This window comes from Verticiella alkaliphila (assembly GCF_018904615.1).
In the GTDB taxonomy this organism is placed as follows: domain Bacteria; phylum Pseudomonadota; class Gammaproteobacteria; order Burkholderiales; family Burkholderiaceae_B; genus Verticiella; species Verticiella alkaliphila.
Map to the genome: position 1 here is coordinate 16003 of NZ_JADCNH010000025.1, position 14273 is coordinate 30275.

The window sequence follows — 14273 nt, forward strand, 5'->3', positions numbered from 1 at the left end:
ACAACGGCACCCACTTTTCCATGGCCTCACGGCCGGATGTGCTGAAGCGCGGCCGCGTCCTCCATGGTGCTGAGATCGCCCGGATCGCGCCCCTCGCACACCGCCTGGATGGCGCGGCGCAGAAGCTTGCCGGAACGCGTCTTGGGCAGCACGGGCACGAGCACCACACGCGCCGGCCGGGCGACGGGGCCGAGATCGGCCGCCACGCGGGCGAGGATTTCCGCGGTGAGGGCTTCGCCCTGCGTCGCATCCTCCAGGGGCCCAGCCGCGCGCGGCACCACGAAGGCGACCGCGACCTGGCCCTTGTCGGCATCGGCCACGCCCACCACTGCAGCCTCGGCCACCCCGGGGTGGCCGGTGATGGCTTCCTCGATCTCGCGCGAGCCCAGTCGGTGGCCCGCCACGTTGAGCACGTCGTCCGTGCGTCCGAGGATCGTGTAGTAGCCGTCGGCATCGCGCGTCGCCCAGTCGAAGGTGCTGTACACCTGGCGGCCCGGGATGCTCTGCCAGTAGGTGCTGACGAAGCGCGCGTCGTTGCCCCAGAGGGTCTGCAGGCAGCCTGGGGGCAACGGCCCTTCGATGCCGAGCACGCCCTTGCGTCCAGGCTCGGTCAGCGGCTCGCCCGTCACGTCATCGAATAGGCCGACGCGATAGCCGTACAGGGGCACGCCCGGGCTGCCCAGCTTGGCGGGCTGGTCTGGCTGCACGCCGCGTGCCAGCGTGAGGATGGGCCAGCCGGTCTCGGTCTGCCAGTAGTTGTCCGTGACGGGTACGCCCAGACTCTCGGCGACCCAGGCCGCGGTGGGCTCGTCCAACGGCTCGCCGGCCAGGAATAGCGTGCGCAGGCTGGAGAGGTCCGACGCCTTCAGGTGCGCCAGGTCGTGGCGCTTCAGGATGCGGATGGCTGTGGGCGAGGTGAACATGACGTTCACACGATGGCGCTCGACCAGGCGCCACCAGACCCCCGCATCGGGCTGGATGGGCAGGCCTTCGTACATGACGGTGGCCATGCCCGCCAGCAACGGCCCGTAGAGGATATAGCTATGCCCCACGACCCAGCCGATGTCGGAGGCGCAGAAGAACGTGTCCCCCGGCTTGCCGGCGAAGACGTGCGCCATGCTCGCGGCCAGTGCCACGGCGTAGCCGCCCGTGTCGCGCTGCACGCCCTTGGGCTTGCCGGTGGTGCCGCTGGTGTAGAGCACGTAGCCAGGATGGGTGGCAGGCACCCAGGCGCACAGCACCTCGGCCTGAGCGTGGCGCTCGCGCAGGCTCGTGTAATCATGATCGCGCCCGGCCACGCGTGCCGCGGGTGCGAGCCCCCGGTCCACGAGCAACACGGCATGGGGCTTGTGCTGCGCCTGCGCCAGCGCACCATCCAGCAGCGGCTTGTAGGGAATCACCTTGCCGCCGCGCGAGCCCGCATCGGCGCTCACGACGAGCGTCGGCCGCGCATCGTCGATGCGGCTGGCGAGACTGCCTGACGCGAAGCCGCCGAACACCACGCAATGGATCGCACCGATGCGGGCGCACGCCAGCATGGCAAAGGCCGCCTCGGGAATCATCGGTAGATAGATGAGCACCCGATCCCCCAACCCCACCCCGAGATCGAAGAAGATCGCCGCCATGCGCTGCACCTCGCGGTCCAGCTCGGCGTAGGTGTAGGTTTTTTCCTCGCCCGTCTCCGACGACACCCAGATCAGCGCCGGCTGATCTGCGCGCTCGGGCAGATGACGATCCACCGCGTTATGGCAGAGATTGGTCGTGCCATCCGGGAACCAGCGCACGAAGGGCGGCCGGCTCGCATCGCAGATGCGCGTGGGCGACTTCTGCCAGTCGATCCGGGCGGCCTCCTCGCGCCAGAACGCGTCCGGGTCCTGCAACGAGCGCTGGTAGAAAGCAGCGTAGTCGGCCATGCGCGTCTCCTCGGGTGCGCGGGGCTGCCATCCCGAGGTGAGGCGCGCCGCGGCGATTATCGTGTCAGGCCACGATAGTCCAGCCCGCCGCGGCTGCAAAGCTAGCCGTTGGTCGCACACCGCTCGCTGTCAGAGCGGCGGCAACCTCGCCACGAGCGTGGGCTTGACCACCTTGCCACCGCTGTTGCGCGGCAGCTCTGGCAGCACGAAGACCTGGCGCGGCACTTTGTAGCGGGCGAGCTCACGCCGGCACACCGCGATAAGCTCGGCTTCGTCCACGGGATGCTTGACCGTGATGAACGCCGCGACTTCCTCGTTGAACTCGCGCGAGGGCCAACCCACCACCGCCGCATCCGCCACGCCGGGTTGCGCGAGCAGCAAGGCCTCGATCTCCTGCGGGTAGATGTTCACGCCGCCACGGATGATCATGTCCTTCAGGCGCCCTTTCAGGTGCAGGAAGCCATCGGCATCGAGCAACCCAAGATCCCCCGGATAGAACCACCCGTCGCGAAAGGCTTCCTCGCTGGCGGCGGCATCGTTGAAGAAGCCGGGCACCATCCCAGGGCCACGATAGCGGATCCGACCGACCTCGCCCGCCAGCAACGCCTCGTGGGCATCGTTCACGATCTGCACTTCCACGGCGAAGACGGGCCGCCCCACCGACGCCGGATGACTCGCCTGATCCGCCGGATGCAGCACGGACACGCCGCCGCCTTCCGTGGAGCTGTAGTACTCGAGAAAGCCCGCGCACAGGCGCTCCCGGATCGCGACACGCTCTTCCGGGGCGAGCGCCGAGCCGGACGAGATCAGGGTCTGAAGCCCGCGCAGGCCGACGAGTTCGGCATCCGCGCAGGCCAGCAGTCGGCGTATCAGCGTGGGCACGAGAAAGGTAGCCGTCGCACCGCTCTCGGCGAGCTTGCGGGAAAGTTCTGCAGGCTCGTAGGGGGGTGAGAAGAGCACGACCCGCCCGCCCACGTACAGCGTCGACAGGCAGAAGGCGCGCCCGCCCCCGAAGTACAGCGGCGTCGCATTGAGATAGACGGTCTGCGCCTCGAAGCCCAATTCCGTCCAGTGCGTGATGAAGCGCTGCAGCATGCCGGCGTGCGACAGCATCGGGCCCTTGGGCCGACCGGTGGTGCCGGAAGACAGTGACATGACCAGGCCCCGGTCACCATCGCGCCCGGCGCCATCGGCGCAGTGTGCGCGAGCGCGGCATGCCAGGCGTCGTCCACCGGCACGCAGGCGGCACCCTCAAACGCGCCGCCCGCTTCCACCAGCACGACGCGCGCACCGAAGTGCGCGGCCACACGCTGCTTCTCGGCATCCAGCCAACGGCAATCGAGCGGCAGCACGACCGCCCCGAGCCGCGCCACGGCGTAGAGCATCACGACGTGCTCGATGGTGTCGCGCAGCGCCACACCCACCACGTCGCCCGGCGCATAGCCCAGGCTGGCGAGATGCCCGGCGCGGCGACCCACGGCATCCTCCAGCTGGGCATAGGTGAGCGATGTGTCGCCCTGCTCGATGGCGGTCTGCTGCCCGCGCATGCGGGCATGCACGGCGAGCATGTCCGCAAGGTTGGGCACCCGGGCCGTCATGCGCCCTCCCCGCCATCCAGGCCATAGATGCGCAGCACGTTGTCACGCAGGATCTTGCGACGCGCCTCGGGTCGCAGGCCGAGATCCTCGATCTCCTGGCGCGTGCGCTCGAAGCCCAGTACTGGGAAGTCCGTGCCGAAGATCACCTTGTCCTGGCCGAAGGTGTTGATGTAGTGCTTGAACGACTCCGGCCAGTACTTGGGGCTGTGGGCATCCGTGCCGATGTAAACGTTCGGGTGCTTCCACGCCATGGCGATCATCTCTTCCGTCCAGGGAATGCCGACGTGGATGCCGATGAGCTTGAGCTCGGGAAAATCGCACGCCACGGCATCCAGCGTGATCGGGCGGCCGACGCTGCGCAGACGATGGTTCGGGTCGTACAGCATCGATTGACCGACCTGCAGCTGCACGGGCACGTCGAGCTCGACGCACTTGGCGTAGAAGGGATACCACTTGGCGTGATCCGGGGCGAGCTCGAACCAGTGCGGGTAGAAGTGCGCCCCGATGAAGCCGTACTCGCGCACGCCCTTCTCGAGTTGACGCACGCCCGCCATGCCTTCGGTGGGGTCCAGGCCGGCCAGGCCGTAGAAGCGATCCGGATACTTGTTGACGGCTTCAGCCACCATCTCGTAGGGCACGTGGTACGAGGACTTATGCAGGATGGGCCCGACCTTGGCGGCGATGAGGAAGGATTTCTCGATGCCGGCAGCATCCATGCGGCGCAGCATTTCCTCGTGCGTGATGCCACGCAGCGTGTCGTCCTTGACCTTCATCTTGCCGCCGAAGAAGGCGTCGCGATTGGGCCGGATCTTCAAGGCTTCCGGGGTCCAGATGTTGACCACCGCGTCGATGGCGGCGATGTCGTGGGTGTGTGTCATGCAGTCTCCAGACAAGTCAGGGGGCCGGCGGCGTGCCGGCGAAGATGGCGTCGAGCAGGCCTTCGGCGGCCGAGAGCGGCAGGCGCAGGCCCGCCAGGCGGAGAAACTTCGCGCGCATGCCGGCCTCGTCCAACAGTGGCGTGGTCGAGCCCAGCGGCGAGTACTGGCCCGGGGTGCCGGGCTCGGCATAGGCCAGCACGCAACGGCCTTCGCGCTGCTTGCCGTCGGCCAGTGTCACGACGACCCGAGCACCGAAGCTGCGCGGATAGGCGGCCTCGAAAGCGGGATCGACCTGCAGATGCATGCCGGCGCCGAGCGCCTGCACACGCGCGGCCCTTGCCGCGTCGGTGCACGCGAGATTGACCATGTCGTACTGACCATGAACCAGTGCGCTCGCCACCGTCCACGGCAGGCTCATGAGCCGGTCGTAGAGTTCGCATTCGGGCCGTGGTGCGCCACCGAAACGGGTGGCAACCGCATAGGTGTGGACGTCGACCTGGCGGATGGCAGCCGCCTCCAGCGCGCCGCCGCCCAACAGGTCCAGCACGGCCTCGATCGCGGGATGGGCATGGCGGCAGGCAGGTAGCGGCTTGAAGGCCACCTGATCCAGCGTCGCCAAATCCCAATGCGCGGGATCGAGGCGGCCGGGGTCGCCCGCCAGCACCGCCAGCATGCCGGGGTCGGCTCCGCCTTCCAGCACCTGGTCTCCCGCTGACAACCCGGCGCGTGCCAGGGTGATGGATTCCAGCGCGCAGCGCGCGGCCAAGCCACCATGTAGCGGCACCGCCGATCCGTGCTCCGTGAGGCCGCGCAATGCGGCGAGCGGCAGGCTGAAGGCCGCGATGCCAAGGGCAGCCGCCAGCGTCACCTCGTCCAGTCCGAGCAGGCGCCCCACTGCCGCCGTGGCGCCGATGGCGCCGGTGGACGACGTGGGCGCCGTGCCCGCCAGCGTCTGCGCCGGGTGCGAGGCCGCAGCCAGGCGATTGGCGACCTCGTAGCCGACAGCGATCGCGGCGACGCACTCGTCGAGCGGCCGGCCATCGGCAGCAGCCCACACGGCCGGGATCACCGCCGTGCAGGGATGATTGCCGCCACCGCTGAAGCCGTCGTGCCATTGCAGCAAGGCGCCCAGCGTGCCCATCGCCACGGCGGCAGATGACGCGTCGAGGCCGTGGGCATGACCGGGGATGCGCACGTTGCCAGGGCGGGTCAGCACGAAGGCGCTCGCCGCTTCGGGCAGCGTGCTGCCCGCCAGCGTGCAGCCGAGGTAGTCCGCGAAACACCACGCGAGGCGGCGCTGCCGCGCGGCGGGCATGGCGGCCAGATCAGCCTGCCGGGCGAACGCCGCGATCTGCCGCGCCAGGGTGGGGGTGGGTGTCGCACCCACAGCCTGCCCGCTCACTGGCCCAGGCCCGCCGAGTCGATCACGGCTTTCCAGCGCTTGAGTTCGCTTGCGATCTTCTCGGTGTACTGCGCAGGCGTCGTGCCCTCGGGCTCCAGACCGTTGTCGCGATAGATCTTGGCGAGCTGCGGATCCTTCAGCACGGCGATGGCTTCGGTCGCCAGGCGATCGATGATGGGCTGTGGCGTGCCGGCCGGCGCCATGAGCCCGTACCAGGAATCCACGTTGAAGCCTGGGATCACCTCATTGACGGCCGGCACGTCCGGAAAGAGCGACGAGCGGTTCTCCGTGCTGACGGCCAACGCACGCATCTGGCCCGAGTGCACGAGCTGCGTCACGCCCGCGACGCCCACGAACGCCATGGCCAGATGGCCGCCGAGGATGTCCGTATTGATCTGCGACGACCCCTTGTACGGCACGTGCACGATGTCGATGCCGGTGGCCGAGGCCAGCATGTGCCCCGCCAGGTGGCTCGTGCTGCCCGGACCGACCGAGCCATACGTGAGCTTGCCCGGATTGGCGCGGGCGTATTCGATCAACTCGGGCAAGGTCTTGGCCGGCAGGTCTGGCCGCGTCACGAGCACGATGGTGCCGGACACGAGCTGGGTGATCGGCACGAAATCCTTGACGGGATCATACGGGGGCGGCGGCGTCATCGCCGGGGCGATGGCGTTCGGGCCGACGTGCGAGAGAAAGATCGTGTAGCCATCGGGTGCTGCGCGGGCCACGGCGGCCGCACCGATGGTGCCGTTCGCGCCGGCGCGGTTCTCCACCACCACGGGCTGACCGAGGCGCTCACCGAGCTTGTCCGCGAGCGGGCGTGCGAGCAGATCGGTCGGGCCACCCGGCGACCAGGGGTTGATGAGACGGATGGGCTTGGTCGGGTACTCGGCAGCCTGCGCCGGCGATGCGGTGATGACGGCGACGGCACACGTGGTGCCGATCAGGCGGGCCAGCGAAGGAAGGAACGGGCAGATCATGGGCAACTCCGGTGAACGATGGGACACGTCCATGGCGCGCGGCCCGCAGGCCATCGACACGCACGAGACGCGGGGGTCTCCTCTACCGATGGACCAGATGCCACCGCCAGGCGGCATCCGGCGACTTGCTCAGGGCAGCCCGTCGCGCAACACGTGACGCGCGATCAAGAGCCGCTGGACTTCAGACGAACCTTCGCCGACGCGGTAATGCCGCACGTCGCGGTACATGCGCTCGACGGGCGAGCCGCGCACGAGACCGGCACCGCCCAGGATCTGCACCGCACGATCGGCCACGCGGCCCACCATCTCCGAGCAGTACAGCTTGACCATGCTCGCGGACGGCCCCAGATCCTCGCCGTTGTCTGCGCGGCGCAGCGTGTCGTAAGCCATGGCCCGGGCGGCGAAGAGCTCGGTTGTCGAATCGGCGAGCATCCATTGGATGGCCTGGCGATCCGCGAGCGGGCGGCCGAAGGTGTGACGCTGACGCGCCCAGTCCGCCGCGATCTCGATGAGCCGGTGCGCCGCGCCGATGCACGAGGCCGACACGCTCATGCGTCCATTGGTGAGCGAGCCCATGGCGATCGCGAAGCCCTGCCCCACGTCGCCCAACACCGCGTCGTCGCCGACCACGCAATCCTCGAAGCGCAGTTCGGCCAACTCCACCGCGTCCGAGCCGATGGTGCGGTCCACGCGCGACACCACCATGCCGGGCGTGCCCTGCGGCACGAGAAACGCCGTGATGCCGCCACGCGCGCCCAGGGCCGGGTCGGTGACTGCGATGACCATGATGACGGCGGCCCGATGCGCGCCACTGATGTAGTGCTTGGTGCCGGACAGCACCCAGCCGCCATCACCCCGGCGCGCCCGGGTGCGGATCGCAGCGGCGTCCGAGCCGGCGTCCGGCTCGGTCAGGCCAAAGGATGCGGTGGCCGACCCATCGCATAGCCCTGGTAGCCAACGCTGCTGCTGCGCCGGCGTGCCGTGGCGGGCGATGGCGATGGGCGTGAGGCCGCTGGTCGCGTCGAGCACGAGCGTGAAGACGCGGTGGATGCGGCTGAACTCTTCGTTGGCCAGGCAATAGGTGGACAGATCCGTCTCGGCGCCGCCGAATGCGCTGGGCAGCCGCATGCCCAGATACCCCTGCTCGGCCAGCCACCCGCGCCACGCTGGCGGCGTCTCGCCAGCATCCAGTGCCTGAGCCACGGGCTCAAGGCGCTCCTGCGCGAAGCGCCGCATGGCCTGACGCACCTCCGCCAGATCGGGACGAATCTCTTGGGACATGCACGTCTCCTTGCCGCTACCGGCCAAGACCGCTATAATTCACTATGCGAATAATCAATTCACTCAATGAATAAAATGCTACGGACACGTGTTTGTCATGTCAATAGGTCAAACACCGGAGGCGTCTCATCCCGATGAAAGAAGACCGACTCTTCGTGACAGCGCTCGCTCGCGGCCTCGAGCTGCTGCGCTGCTTCACACCCGACCGCCCCGAGCTGGGGACGACGGAACTTGCCCGCCTGACCGGCCTGCCGCAGCCCACGGTCTGGCGGCTCTGCCATACCTTGCAGCAGCTGGGCTACCTGATACCCACGCGCGCGGGAGACCGGCTGCGCGCGGGCCCGGGCGTGCTCACGCTGGGCTCGGCGGCGGTCACCCACGGGGGCGTGGCCGAGTCTGCCTATCCGTTCATGAAGGCCATTGCCATGGAGTTCGATGCGTCGATCTCGCTGGCTGAGCGGCACCGCACGGAGATGGTCATCGTCCAGCGCGCCGAAGCTGCCAGCATCCGGCGGCTCATCCTGTACATCGGGTCCGCGGTGCCGCTCACGAGCACGTCGCTCGGGGGCGCCTATCTCGCGGCCGCGCCCGCGGCTGTACGCGCCGAGCTCACGGCCGAACTGCAGGCAGCCGAAGGGGCGGACCCCCAAGCCGTGGCCCGGGACATCGCCGAGGCCGTCGCCCAGTACGAGCAGCATGGCCACGTCCTGAACCTGGGTCGCACGCATCCCGACATCAACGCGGTAGCGGTGCCGATCGTCTCACGCGATGGCCGGCGCATCATGGCGCTCACCTGCGGCGCCAACCGCGCCCATACACCACCCGAGAAGCTCGCGGGCCCCATGGCGCAAGCCCTGCATGGCCTGGCGGCGCGCATCGCGCCGATGCTCGATGGTGACCCGATGGGACTGCGCGAGCGCCTGGACTAACACTCAAAGAAAACGCCCGCCAAGCGTGCGCGTGGCGGGCGAAACCGGGGCTTTCGCCCCGGCGACTGGCTTGGCCTTACGCGGCCTTGTGTTCGAACTGGGCTTCTTCCGTGGAGCCCGTGAGCGCCGTCGTCGAGGACTGGCCGCCTTCGATGGTCTGCGTGACGGCATCGAAGTAGCCCGTGCCCACTTCGCGCTGGTGCTTGACCGCGGTGAAACCTCGGTCGGCCGCGGCGAATTCCTTCTGCTGCAGTTCCACGAAGGCCGTCATGTTGTCGCGGGCATAGCCATAGGCCAGGTCGAACATGCCGTAGTTCAGGGCGTGGAAGCCCGCCAGCGTGATGAACTGGAACTTGTAGCCCATTGCGCCCAGCTCGCGCTGGAACTTGGCGATCGTCGCATCGTCCAGGTTCTTCTTCCAATTGAACGAGGGCGAGCAGTTGTAGGCGAGCAGCTTGCCCGGGAACTGCTTGTGGATGGCCTCGGCGAACTTGCGGGCGTAGTCGAGGTTCGGGGTGGCCGTCTCGCACCAGATCAGGTCGGCGTAAGGGGCGTAGGCCAGGCCGCGGGAGATGCCTTGCTCGATGCCGGCACGGGTGCGGAAGAAGCCTTCGACCGTACGCTCACCGGTGATGAACGGCTTGTCGTTGTCATCGATGTCGCTCGTGACCAGATCGGCCGCATCGGCATCGGTACGGGCGAGGATGATGGTAGGCACATTGGCCACGTCCGCCGCCAGACGGGCCGCGACGAGCTTGGAGACCGCATCCCGGGTGGGCACCAGCACCTTGCCGCCCATGTGGCCGCACTTCTTCACCGAGGCCAGCTGATCCTCAAAGTGCACGCCGGCAGCACCGGCGTCGATCATGGCCTTCATGAGCTCGTAGGCGTTGAGCACGCCACCGAAACCGGCTTCGGCATCGGCCACGATCGGCGCGAAGTAATCCAGGTAGCCCTCGTCGCCCGGCTGCTTGCCTTCCATCCACTGGATCTGGTCGCAACGCTGCAGCGCGTTGTTGATGCGGCGCACGACTTGCGGCACCGAGTTGACGGGGTACAGCGACTGGTCGGGGTACATTTCGCCGGCCAAGTTGGCATCACCCGCCACCTGCCAGCCAGACAGATAGATGGCCTTCAGGCCGGCCTTGACCTGCTGCATGGCCTGGTTGCCCGTGAGCGCGCCCAGCGAATTGACGAAGGGCTCGCTGTGCAGGGACTTCCAGAGACGCTCGGCGCCCCGGCGGGCCAGCGTGTGCTCAATGGCCACCGAGCCGCGCAGGCGGATGACTTCCTCTTCCGTGTACCCGCGCTTGATGCCGTTCCAGCGGGGGTTCTCGGCCCACTCGCGGCGCAGATTCTGGATTTCCTGTTCACGTGCAGACATGGCATGACTCCTTCGATAAGAGAGAAAACCGGTGGTGCCTGCTCCTCGGCATGAGGGGCGATGTCGTGGCGCCATGGAAAACAGTCTACGGAGATGTCGCACGGCATTCAAGGCTTATATCTTATATAAGACTATAAATTTTATCGTTAAATATCAAACACTTGTTAATTCAATTTTATGTTGTGAAAAGCTATTGCCATCTTGTGAAACGCCAAGGTGCTGCGCAGCAGCATGACCCCGGGGAAACCCTCGGGCAGGTGCGTGGTTCAATGGCACCCTGTCCACACTCCTTGCTTCTCACCGTGCCGCCCATGCGCACTGTCATGACATTCATCGCCGGCGTGCTGTTCCTCGCGAGCGTATTGACCTCGGTGCAGGGCTTGAACGACCGGCGCGCGCTGCGGCGTCTGCCTGACCCGCCCCCCTTCTCCAGCCTGCGCGTGATCCAGGGCGTGGCCGTGCAGACTGCGAGCCCGAGCCTGCGGTTTCGCGACCGGCTAGGCTCAGGGCACCTCACCGTCCAGACAGACGATGGCAGGCTCTGGCAGTTCTGGCACCCCGTGCTGCCGTCACACACCCGTCGCGTGTTCACGACTGCGCAGGATCGGCTCGTACAGGTCGCATATGGCCCCCCTGTGGCGCGGGCCGAGGATGGCAGCCCCATCTGGACGTTGTGGCAAGTGCAGCTCGAGGGCGCCCGATGGGTGGATTACAACGATCTCGCGGGCCAGCGCGCTGACCGCACCCGTAGCAGTCGGATCACACTGACCGCTGGCGCCGCGCTGCTGGCGGCCTCTCTGGTGCTGGGTATCCTGACGTGGCGCGGCGGGCAGGCGACGAAAAAGCCGCGTGGTACCCGTCGGACGCGACCGCGGGCTCGCCGCCGGGCGTGAGCGCCAGCGCCTCAGAGACCCAGAAACGTGAAGGGCTCGGCCGAGAGCGCATCCACGGCATCCTGTACCGTGGCGTACTGATCGAGCACGTACTGCGCCCAGGCGGCGATCGACAGCCCCGGAGCCTTGCCGTCGTACGCCGGGTACTCAGACTCGACCAGCCACAGCACATTGGCGACCAGACCCACCTCGTTCATGCCGTCAGTGGTGGAAATGTCGTAGCCGGTGGCAATCACCGAGCCGTAACGCGACGTGCAGGCCACCGAATTTGGCCCCGCCTGCCCATTGCGCGCCATGCCCCGCGGGAAGATCCAGAGATTCGTCCCGACGTCGGTCTTCCAGTCCATGGAGCGCGCCGTGACGACGTGCTCTCCCGCGCCGTGGAAGACGAGCCTCGTGCAGGCGTGCGCCGACAATGCCGTTGCCATCGCCATCACGCTTGCGCACACCACCGCCCAACGATGCCGAAGAACGCCCATGACCGCCTCTGTTCTCAATGGATGAGGTGGCAGGTTAACGCGGTTTGTCAGGCACGCAGACAGGTCCCAAAAAGAAAACGGGCCCCTGGGGCCCGTCCGTTAAGCAGTGCGTGCTCAGCCTGCCTTTTCTTTGATGACGGGCCAGGCCCGGCGCAGGTAATAGAGCATCGACCACACGGTGAGCACGGCGGCGACTTCGATGAGGCGCGTGCCCCACCAGGCGGTGTCGATACCGGCAATCGGGCGGCCATACAACAGGCAGGGAATCGCCGTCATCTGCGCCACCGTCTTGACCTTGCCGAGCCAGTTCACGGCCACGCTCGCCCGCGCGCCCAACTGGGCCATCCACTCGCGCAGCGCGGAAATCGCGATCTCGCGGCCAACGATGATGAGGGCGATGAAGGCATCCACCCGCCCTTCGGCAAGCAGGATGAGCAAGGCCGCGCAGACCATGAGCTTGTCGGCGACCGGGTCCAGGAAAGCCCCGAAGGAGGACATCTGGTTCCAGCGCCGGGCCAGGTAGCCGTCCAGCCAGTCCGTGACGGCGGCAAAGACGAAGGCGGCCGCGGCAATGGCATCGCGATGCACCGGCGAGACCGTGCCGTCCGGGAGGTAATACAGCGCGACGAGCAGCGGGATCATGAAGATCCGCAGCCAGGTCAGCACGATGGGCAGGTTCAGAGGCATAGGTCGTATGTTAATGCAGCGCCCGGTAGATGCGCTCGGCAAGTTCCAGAGACACCCCTTCCACGGTGGCGAGTTCCTCCACGCTGGCGGCGGCCACGCCGCGCAGGCCGCCGAAGCGGGACAGCATGCGCTGGCGGCGCTTGGGGCCGATGCCTTCGATCTCCTCCAGGCGGGACACGCCGCGCGCCTTGGCGCGCTTGGCCCGCATGCCGGTGATCGCGAAGCGGTGCGCTTCGTCGCGCACCTGGGCCACGAGCATGAGGGCAGCCGAATCCGGGCCCAGGGCCAGGGGTTCGCGGCCATCGGCGAAGACAAGCGTCTCCAGCCCCACCTTGCGCCCCTCGCCCTTGGCCACGCCTACCAGCACGCCAATGTCCAGCCCGAGCTCTTCAAAGACCTGACGAGCGATGGCAACCTGGCCCTTGCCCCCGTCGATGAGCACCACGCCGGGCAACGGGGCGTCGCCGCGCGCGGTCTTCTCGAAGCGCCGGGTCAGCACCTGGCGCATCGCTGCGTAGTCGTCGCCGCCCGTGATGTCCGTGATGTTGTAGCGACGGTACTCGCGGGACTGCATGGCATGGCTGTGATAGACCACGTTCGAGGCCTGGGTGGCCTCGCCCGCCGTGTGGCTGATGTCGAAGCACTCGATACGGAGCGCCGAGAGCGCCTCGTCGTCCATGTCCAGCCCCAGCTGCTCGGCGAGCGCACGGGTACGCGCCTGTTGCGAACCCACTTCGGAGAGCAGCCGGGTCAGCGCAAGCTGCGCATTCTGAGCGGCCTGCTCCAGCCACTGCCGGCGCAGGCCTTGTGGCTGATGCAGGATGCGCGTGCGCTGGCCGGCCTCGTTCACGAGCACAGCCGAGACCTCACTCTCGGCCGGCAGCGGGTGCGAGACCACGATGACAGGCGGGATCTGGCTCTCCAGGTAGTGCTGCGACAGGAACGCCTCCAGCACGGCGGGCGGCTCGTCCCCATCCACGTGCGTCGGGAAGATCGCCTTGTCGCCCAGGTGCCGCCCACCGCGCACCATGGCAAGGTTCACGCACACCCGGCCGCCTGCGATCGCCACGGCAACGAGGTCGGTGTCGCCCACGTCGGTCTCCATGGTCTGCTGCTGCAGCACCTTCGCGAGCGCCTGCATCTGGTCACGCAGCAAGCCCGCTTCCTCGAAGCGCAGATCCATCGAAGCCTGCAACATGCGCGCCTCGATGTCGTCCATCACCTCCTTGGTGTGCCCTTGCAGGAAGCGTGTCGCGCGCTTGACGTCATGGCCGTAGGCCTCTGGCGTGATGGCGTCTACACAGGGTGCCGAGCATCTGCCGATCTGGTGCAGCAGACAGGGGCGCGAGCGGTTGGCGAAGACGGTGTCCTCGCAGGTGCGCAGCTTGAAAACCTTCTGCAGGATCTGGATGCTCTCGCGTACCGCCCAGGCGTTGGGGTACGGGCCGAAGAACTGGTTGCGGCGGTCCGTCGCGCCCCGGTAATAGGCGATACGCGGGAAGGTATGCCCGGTGATCTTCAGGTAGGGATAGGATTTGTCGTCGCGAAAGAGGATGTTGTAGCGCGGCGAGAGCGACTTGATGAGGTTGTTCTCGAGCAGCAGCGCTTCGGCCTCGGATCGCGTGACCGTGACTTCCACCTTCGCCACGCGCGCCACCATGTGGGCGATGCGCGGGCTCGATGGCGTCTTCTGGAAATACGAGGAGACGCGCTTCTTGAGCTCGCGCGCCTTGCCGACATAGAGGACGGTGCCTTCGGCGTCGATGTGACGGTAGACCCCAGGCAGGTTGGGTAGCTGCGCCAGGAAGGCGCGCAGGTCGAAAGTCTCGGACATGTCGCTATTATCGCA

The 14273-nt window shown here is 67.4% G+C and carries 11 protein-coding genes and 2 pseudogenes; 2 read left to right on the plus strand and 11 right to left on the minus strand.

Annotation, left to right across the window (positions count from 1 at the left end):
• Positions 1 to 26 precede the first annotated feature (26 nt).
• From IMZ29_RS15435 to IMZ29_RS15465, 7 genes and pseudogenes are all read right to left on the minus strand, one after another.
• Positions 27 to 1913, minus strand: coding sequence for a propionate--CoA ligase (locus tag IMZ29_RS15435; RefSeq protein ID WP_216185717.1), 1887 nt, complete (start codon positions 1911 to 1913; stop codon positions 27 to 29).
• A 129-nt stretch (positions 1914 to 2042) separates the two neighbouring features.
• Positions 2043 to 3068, minus strand: coding sequence for a class I adenylate-forming enzyme family protein (locus tag IMZ29_RS15440; RefSeq protein ID WP_216185719.1), 1026 nt, complete (start codon positions 3066 to 3068; stop codon positions 2043 to 2045).
• A 155-nt stretch (positions 3069 to 3223) separates the two neighbouring features.
• A pseudogene (locus IMZ29_RS23345) lies at positions 3224 to 3511 on the minus strand (AMP-binding protein); the annotation flags it as partial.
• Positions 3508 to 4389: an amidohydrolase family protein gene (locus tag IMZ29_RS15450; RefSeq protein WP_216185721.1), complete on the minus strand. Its 882-nt coding sequence runs from the start codon at positions 4387 to 4389 to the stop codon at positions 3508 to 3510. The pseudogene IMZ29_RS23345 and the gene IMZ29_RS15450, both read right to left, overlap by 4 nt.
• Before the next feature lie 16 nt (positions 4390 to 4405).
• Positions 4406 to 5791: an MmgE/PrpD family protein gene (locus IMZ29_RS15455; protein ID WP_216185723.1), complete on the minus strand. Its 1386-nt coding sequence runs from the start codon at positions 5789 to 5791 to the stop codon at positions 4406 to 4408.
• Positions 5788 to 6771 (minus strand): Bug family tripartite tricarboxylate transporter substrate binding protein, encoded by a 984-nt coding sequence (locus IMZ29_RS15460; protein ID WP_216185725.1) that lies wholly within the window; start codon positions 6769 to 6771, stop codon positions 5788 to 5790. Before IMZ29_RS15460 ends, IMZ29_RS15455 begins: the two co-directional genes overlap by 4 nt.
• Before the next feature lie 129 nt (positions 6772 to 6900).
• The gene (locus tag IMZ29_RS15465; RefSeq protein WP_216185727.1) at positions 6901 to 8052 is read right to left on the minus strand and encodes an acyl-CoA dehydrogenase family protein; all 1152 of its coding nucleotides are present in this window, start codon (positions 8050 to 8052) and stop codon (positions 6901 to 6903) included.
• Positions 8053 to 8186: 134 nt separating this feature from the next.
• Here IMZ29_RS15465 and IMZ29_RS15470 point away from each other — a divergent pair, with 134 nt between their 5' ends.
• A complete protein-coding gene (locus IMZ29_RS15470; RefSeq protein WP_216185729.1) occupies positions 8187 to 8981 on the plus strand; it encodes an IclR family transcriptional regulator in 795 nt (264 codons plus the stop codon).
• Between the two features lie 76 nt (positions 8982 to 9057).
• On the opposite strand, the gene aceA is transcribed toward IMZ29_RS15470, so the two are convergent.
• Positions 9058 to 10365, minus strand: coding sequence for an isocitrate lyase (gene aceA / locus IMZ29_RS15475; RefSeq protein ID WP_216185731.1), 1308 nt, complete (start codon positions 10363 to 10365; stop codon positions 9058 to 9060).
• 323 nt (positions 10366 to 10688) lie between these two features.
• Between aceA and IMZ29_RS15480 the strand changes: the two genes are divergently transcribed.
• Positions 10689 to 11258 carry a hypothetical protein gene (locus tag IMZ29_RS15480; protein ID WP_216185733.1) on the plus strand — a complete coding sequence of 190 codons (570 nt, stop codon included), beginning with the start codon at positions 10689 to 10691 and terminating at the stop codon, positions 11256 to 11258.
• A gap of 26 nt (positions 11259 to 11284) precedes the next feature.
• Here IMZ29_RS15480 and IMZ29_RS15485 read toward each other — a convergent pair.
• From IMZ29_RS15485 to uvrC, 3 genes and pseudogenes are all read right to left on the minus strand, one after another.
• Positions 11285 to 11737 (minus strand): annotated as a pseudogene (locus IMZ29_RS15485) (linear amide C-N hydrolase); the annotation flags it as partial.
• A 114-nt stretch (positions 11738 to 11851) separates the two neighbouring features.
• Positions 11852 to 12424: a CDP-diacylglycerol--glycerol-3-phosphate 3-phosphatidyltransferase gene (gene pgsA / locus IMZ29_RS15490; RefSeq protein ID WP_216185736.1), complete on the minus strand. Its 573-nt coding sequence runs from the start codon at positions 12422 to 12424 to the stop codon at positions 11852 to 11854.
• A gap of 10 nt (positions 12425 to 12434) precedes the next feature.
• Entirely contained in the window at positions 12435 to 14258 is a 1824-nt protein-coding gene (gene uvrC / locus IMZ29_RS15495) for an excinuclease ABC subunit UvrC (RefSeq protein WP_216185738.1), read from the minus strand.
• Between the last annotated feature and the right edge of the window lie 15 nt (positions 14259 to 14273).

Excerpts from the sequence above, each read along its gene's own strand:
- aceA (WP_216185731.1), bottom strand. The coding sequence starts at position 10,365 with ATGTCTGCACGTGAACAGGAAATCCAGAATCTGCGCCGCGAGTGGGCC.
- IMZ29_RS15480 (WP_216185733.1), top strand. The coding sequence starts at position 10,689 with ATGACATTCATCGCCGGCGTGCTGTTCCTCGCGAGCGTATTGACCTCG.
- IMZ29_RS15435 (WP_216185717.1), bottom strand. The coding sequence starts at position 1,913 with ATGGCCGACTACGCTGCTTTCTACCAGCGCTCGTTGCAGGACCCGGAC.
- IMZ29_RS15460 (WP_216185725.1), bottom strand. The coding sequence starts at position 6,771 with ATGATCTGCCCGTTCCTTCCTTCGCTGGCCCGCCTGATCGGCACCACG.
- uvrC (WP_216185738.1), bottom strand. The coding sequence starts at position 14,258 with ATGTCCGAGACTTTCGACCTGCGCGCCTTCCTGGCGCAGCTACCCAAC.
- pgsA (WP_216185736.1), bottom strand. The coding sequence starts at position 12,424 with ATGCCTCTGAACCTGCCCATCGTGCTGACCTGGCTGCGGATCTTCATG.
- IMZ29_RS15450 (WP_216185721.1), bottom strand. The coding sequence starts at position 4,389 with ATGACACACACCCACGACATCGCCGCCATCGACGCGGTGGTCAACATC.
- IMZ29_RS15465 (WP_216185727.1), bottom strand. The coding sequence starts at position 8,052 with ATGTCCCAAGAGATTCGTCCCGATCTGGCGGAGGTGCGTCAGGCCATG.
- IMZ29_RS15440 (WP_216185719.1), bottom strand. The coding sequence starts at position 3,068 with ATGTCACTGTCTTCCGGCACCACCGGTCGGCCCAAGGGCCCGATGCTG.
- IMZ29_RS15470 (WP_216185729.1), top strand. The coding sequence starts at position 8,187 with ATGAAAGAAGACCGACTCTTCGTGACAGCGCTCGCTCGCGGCCTCGAG.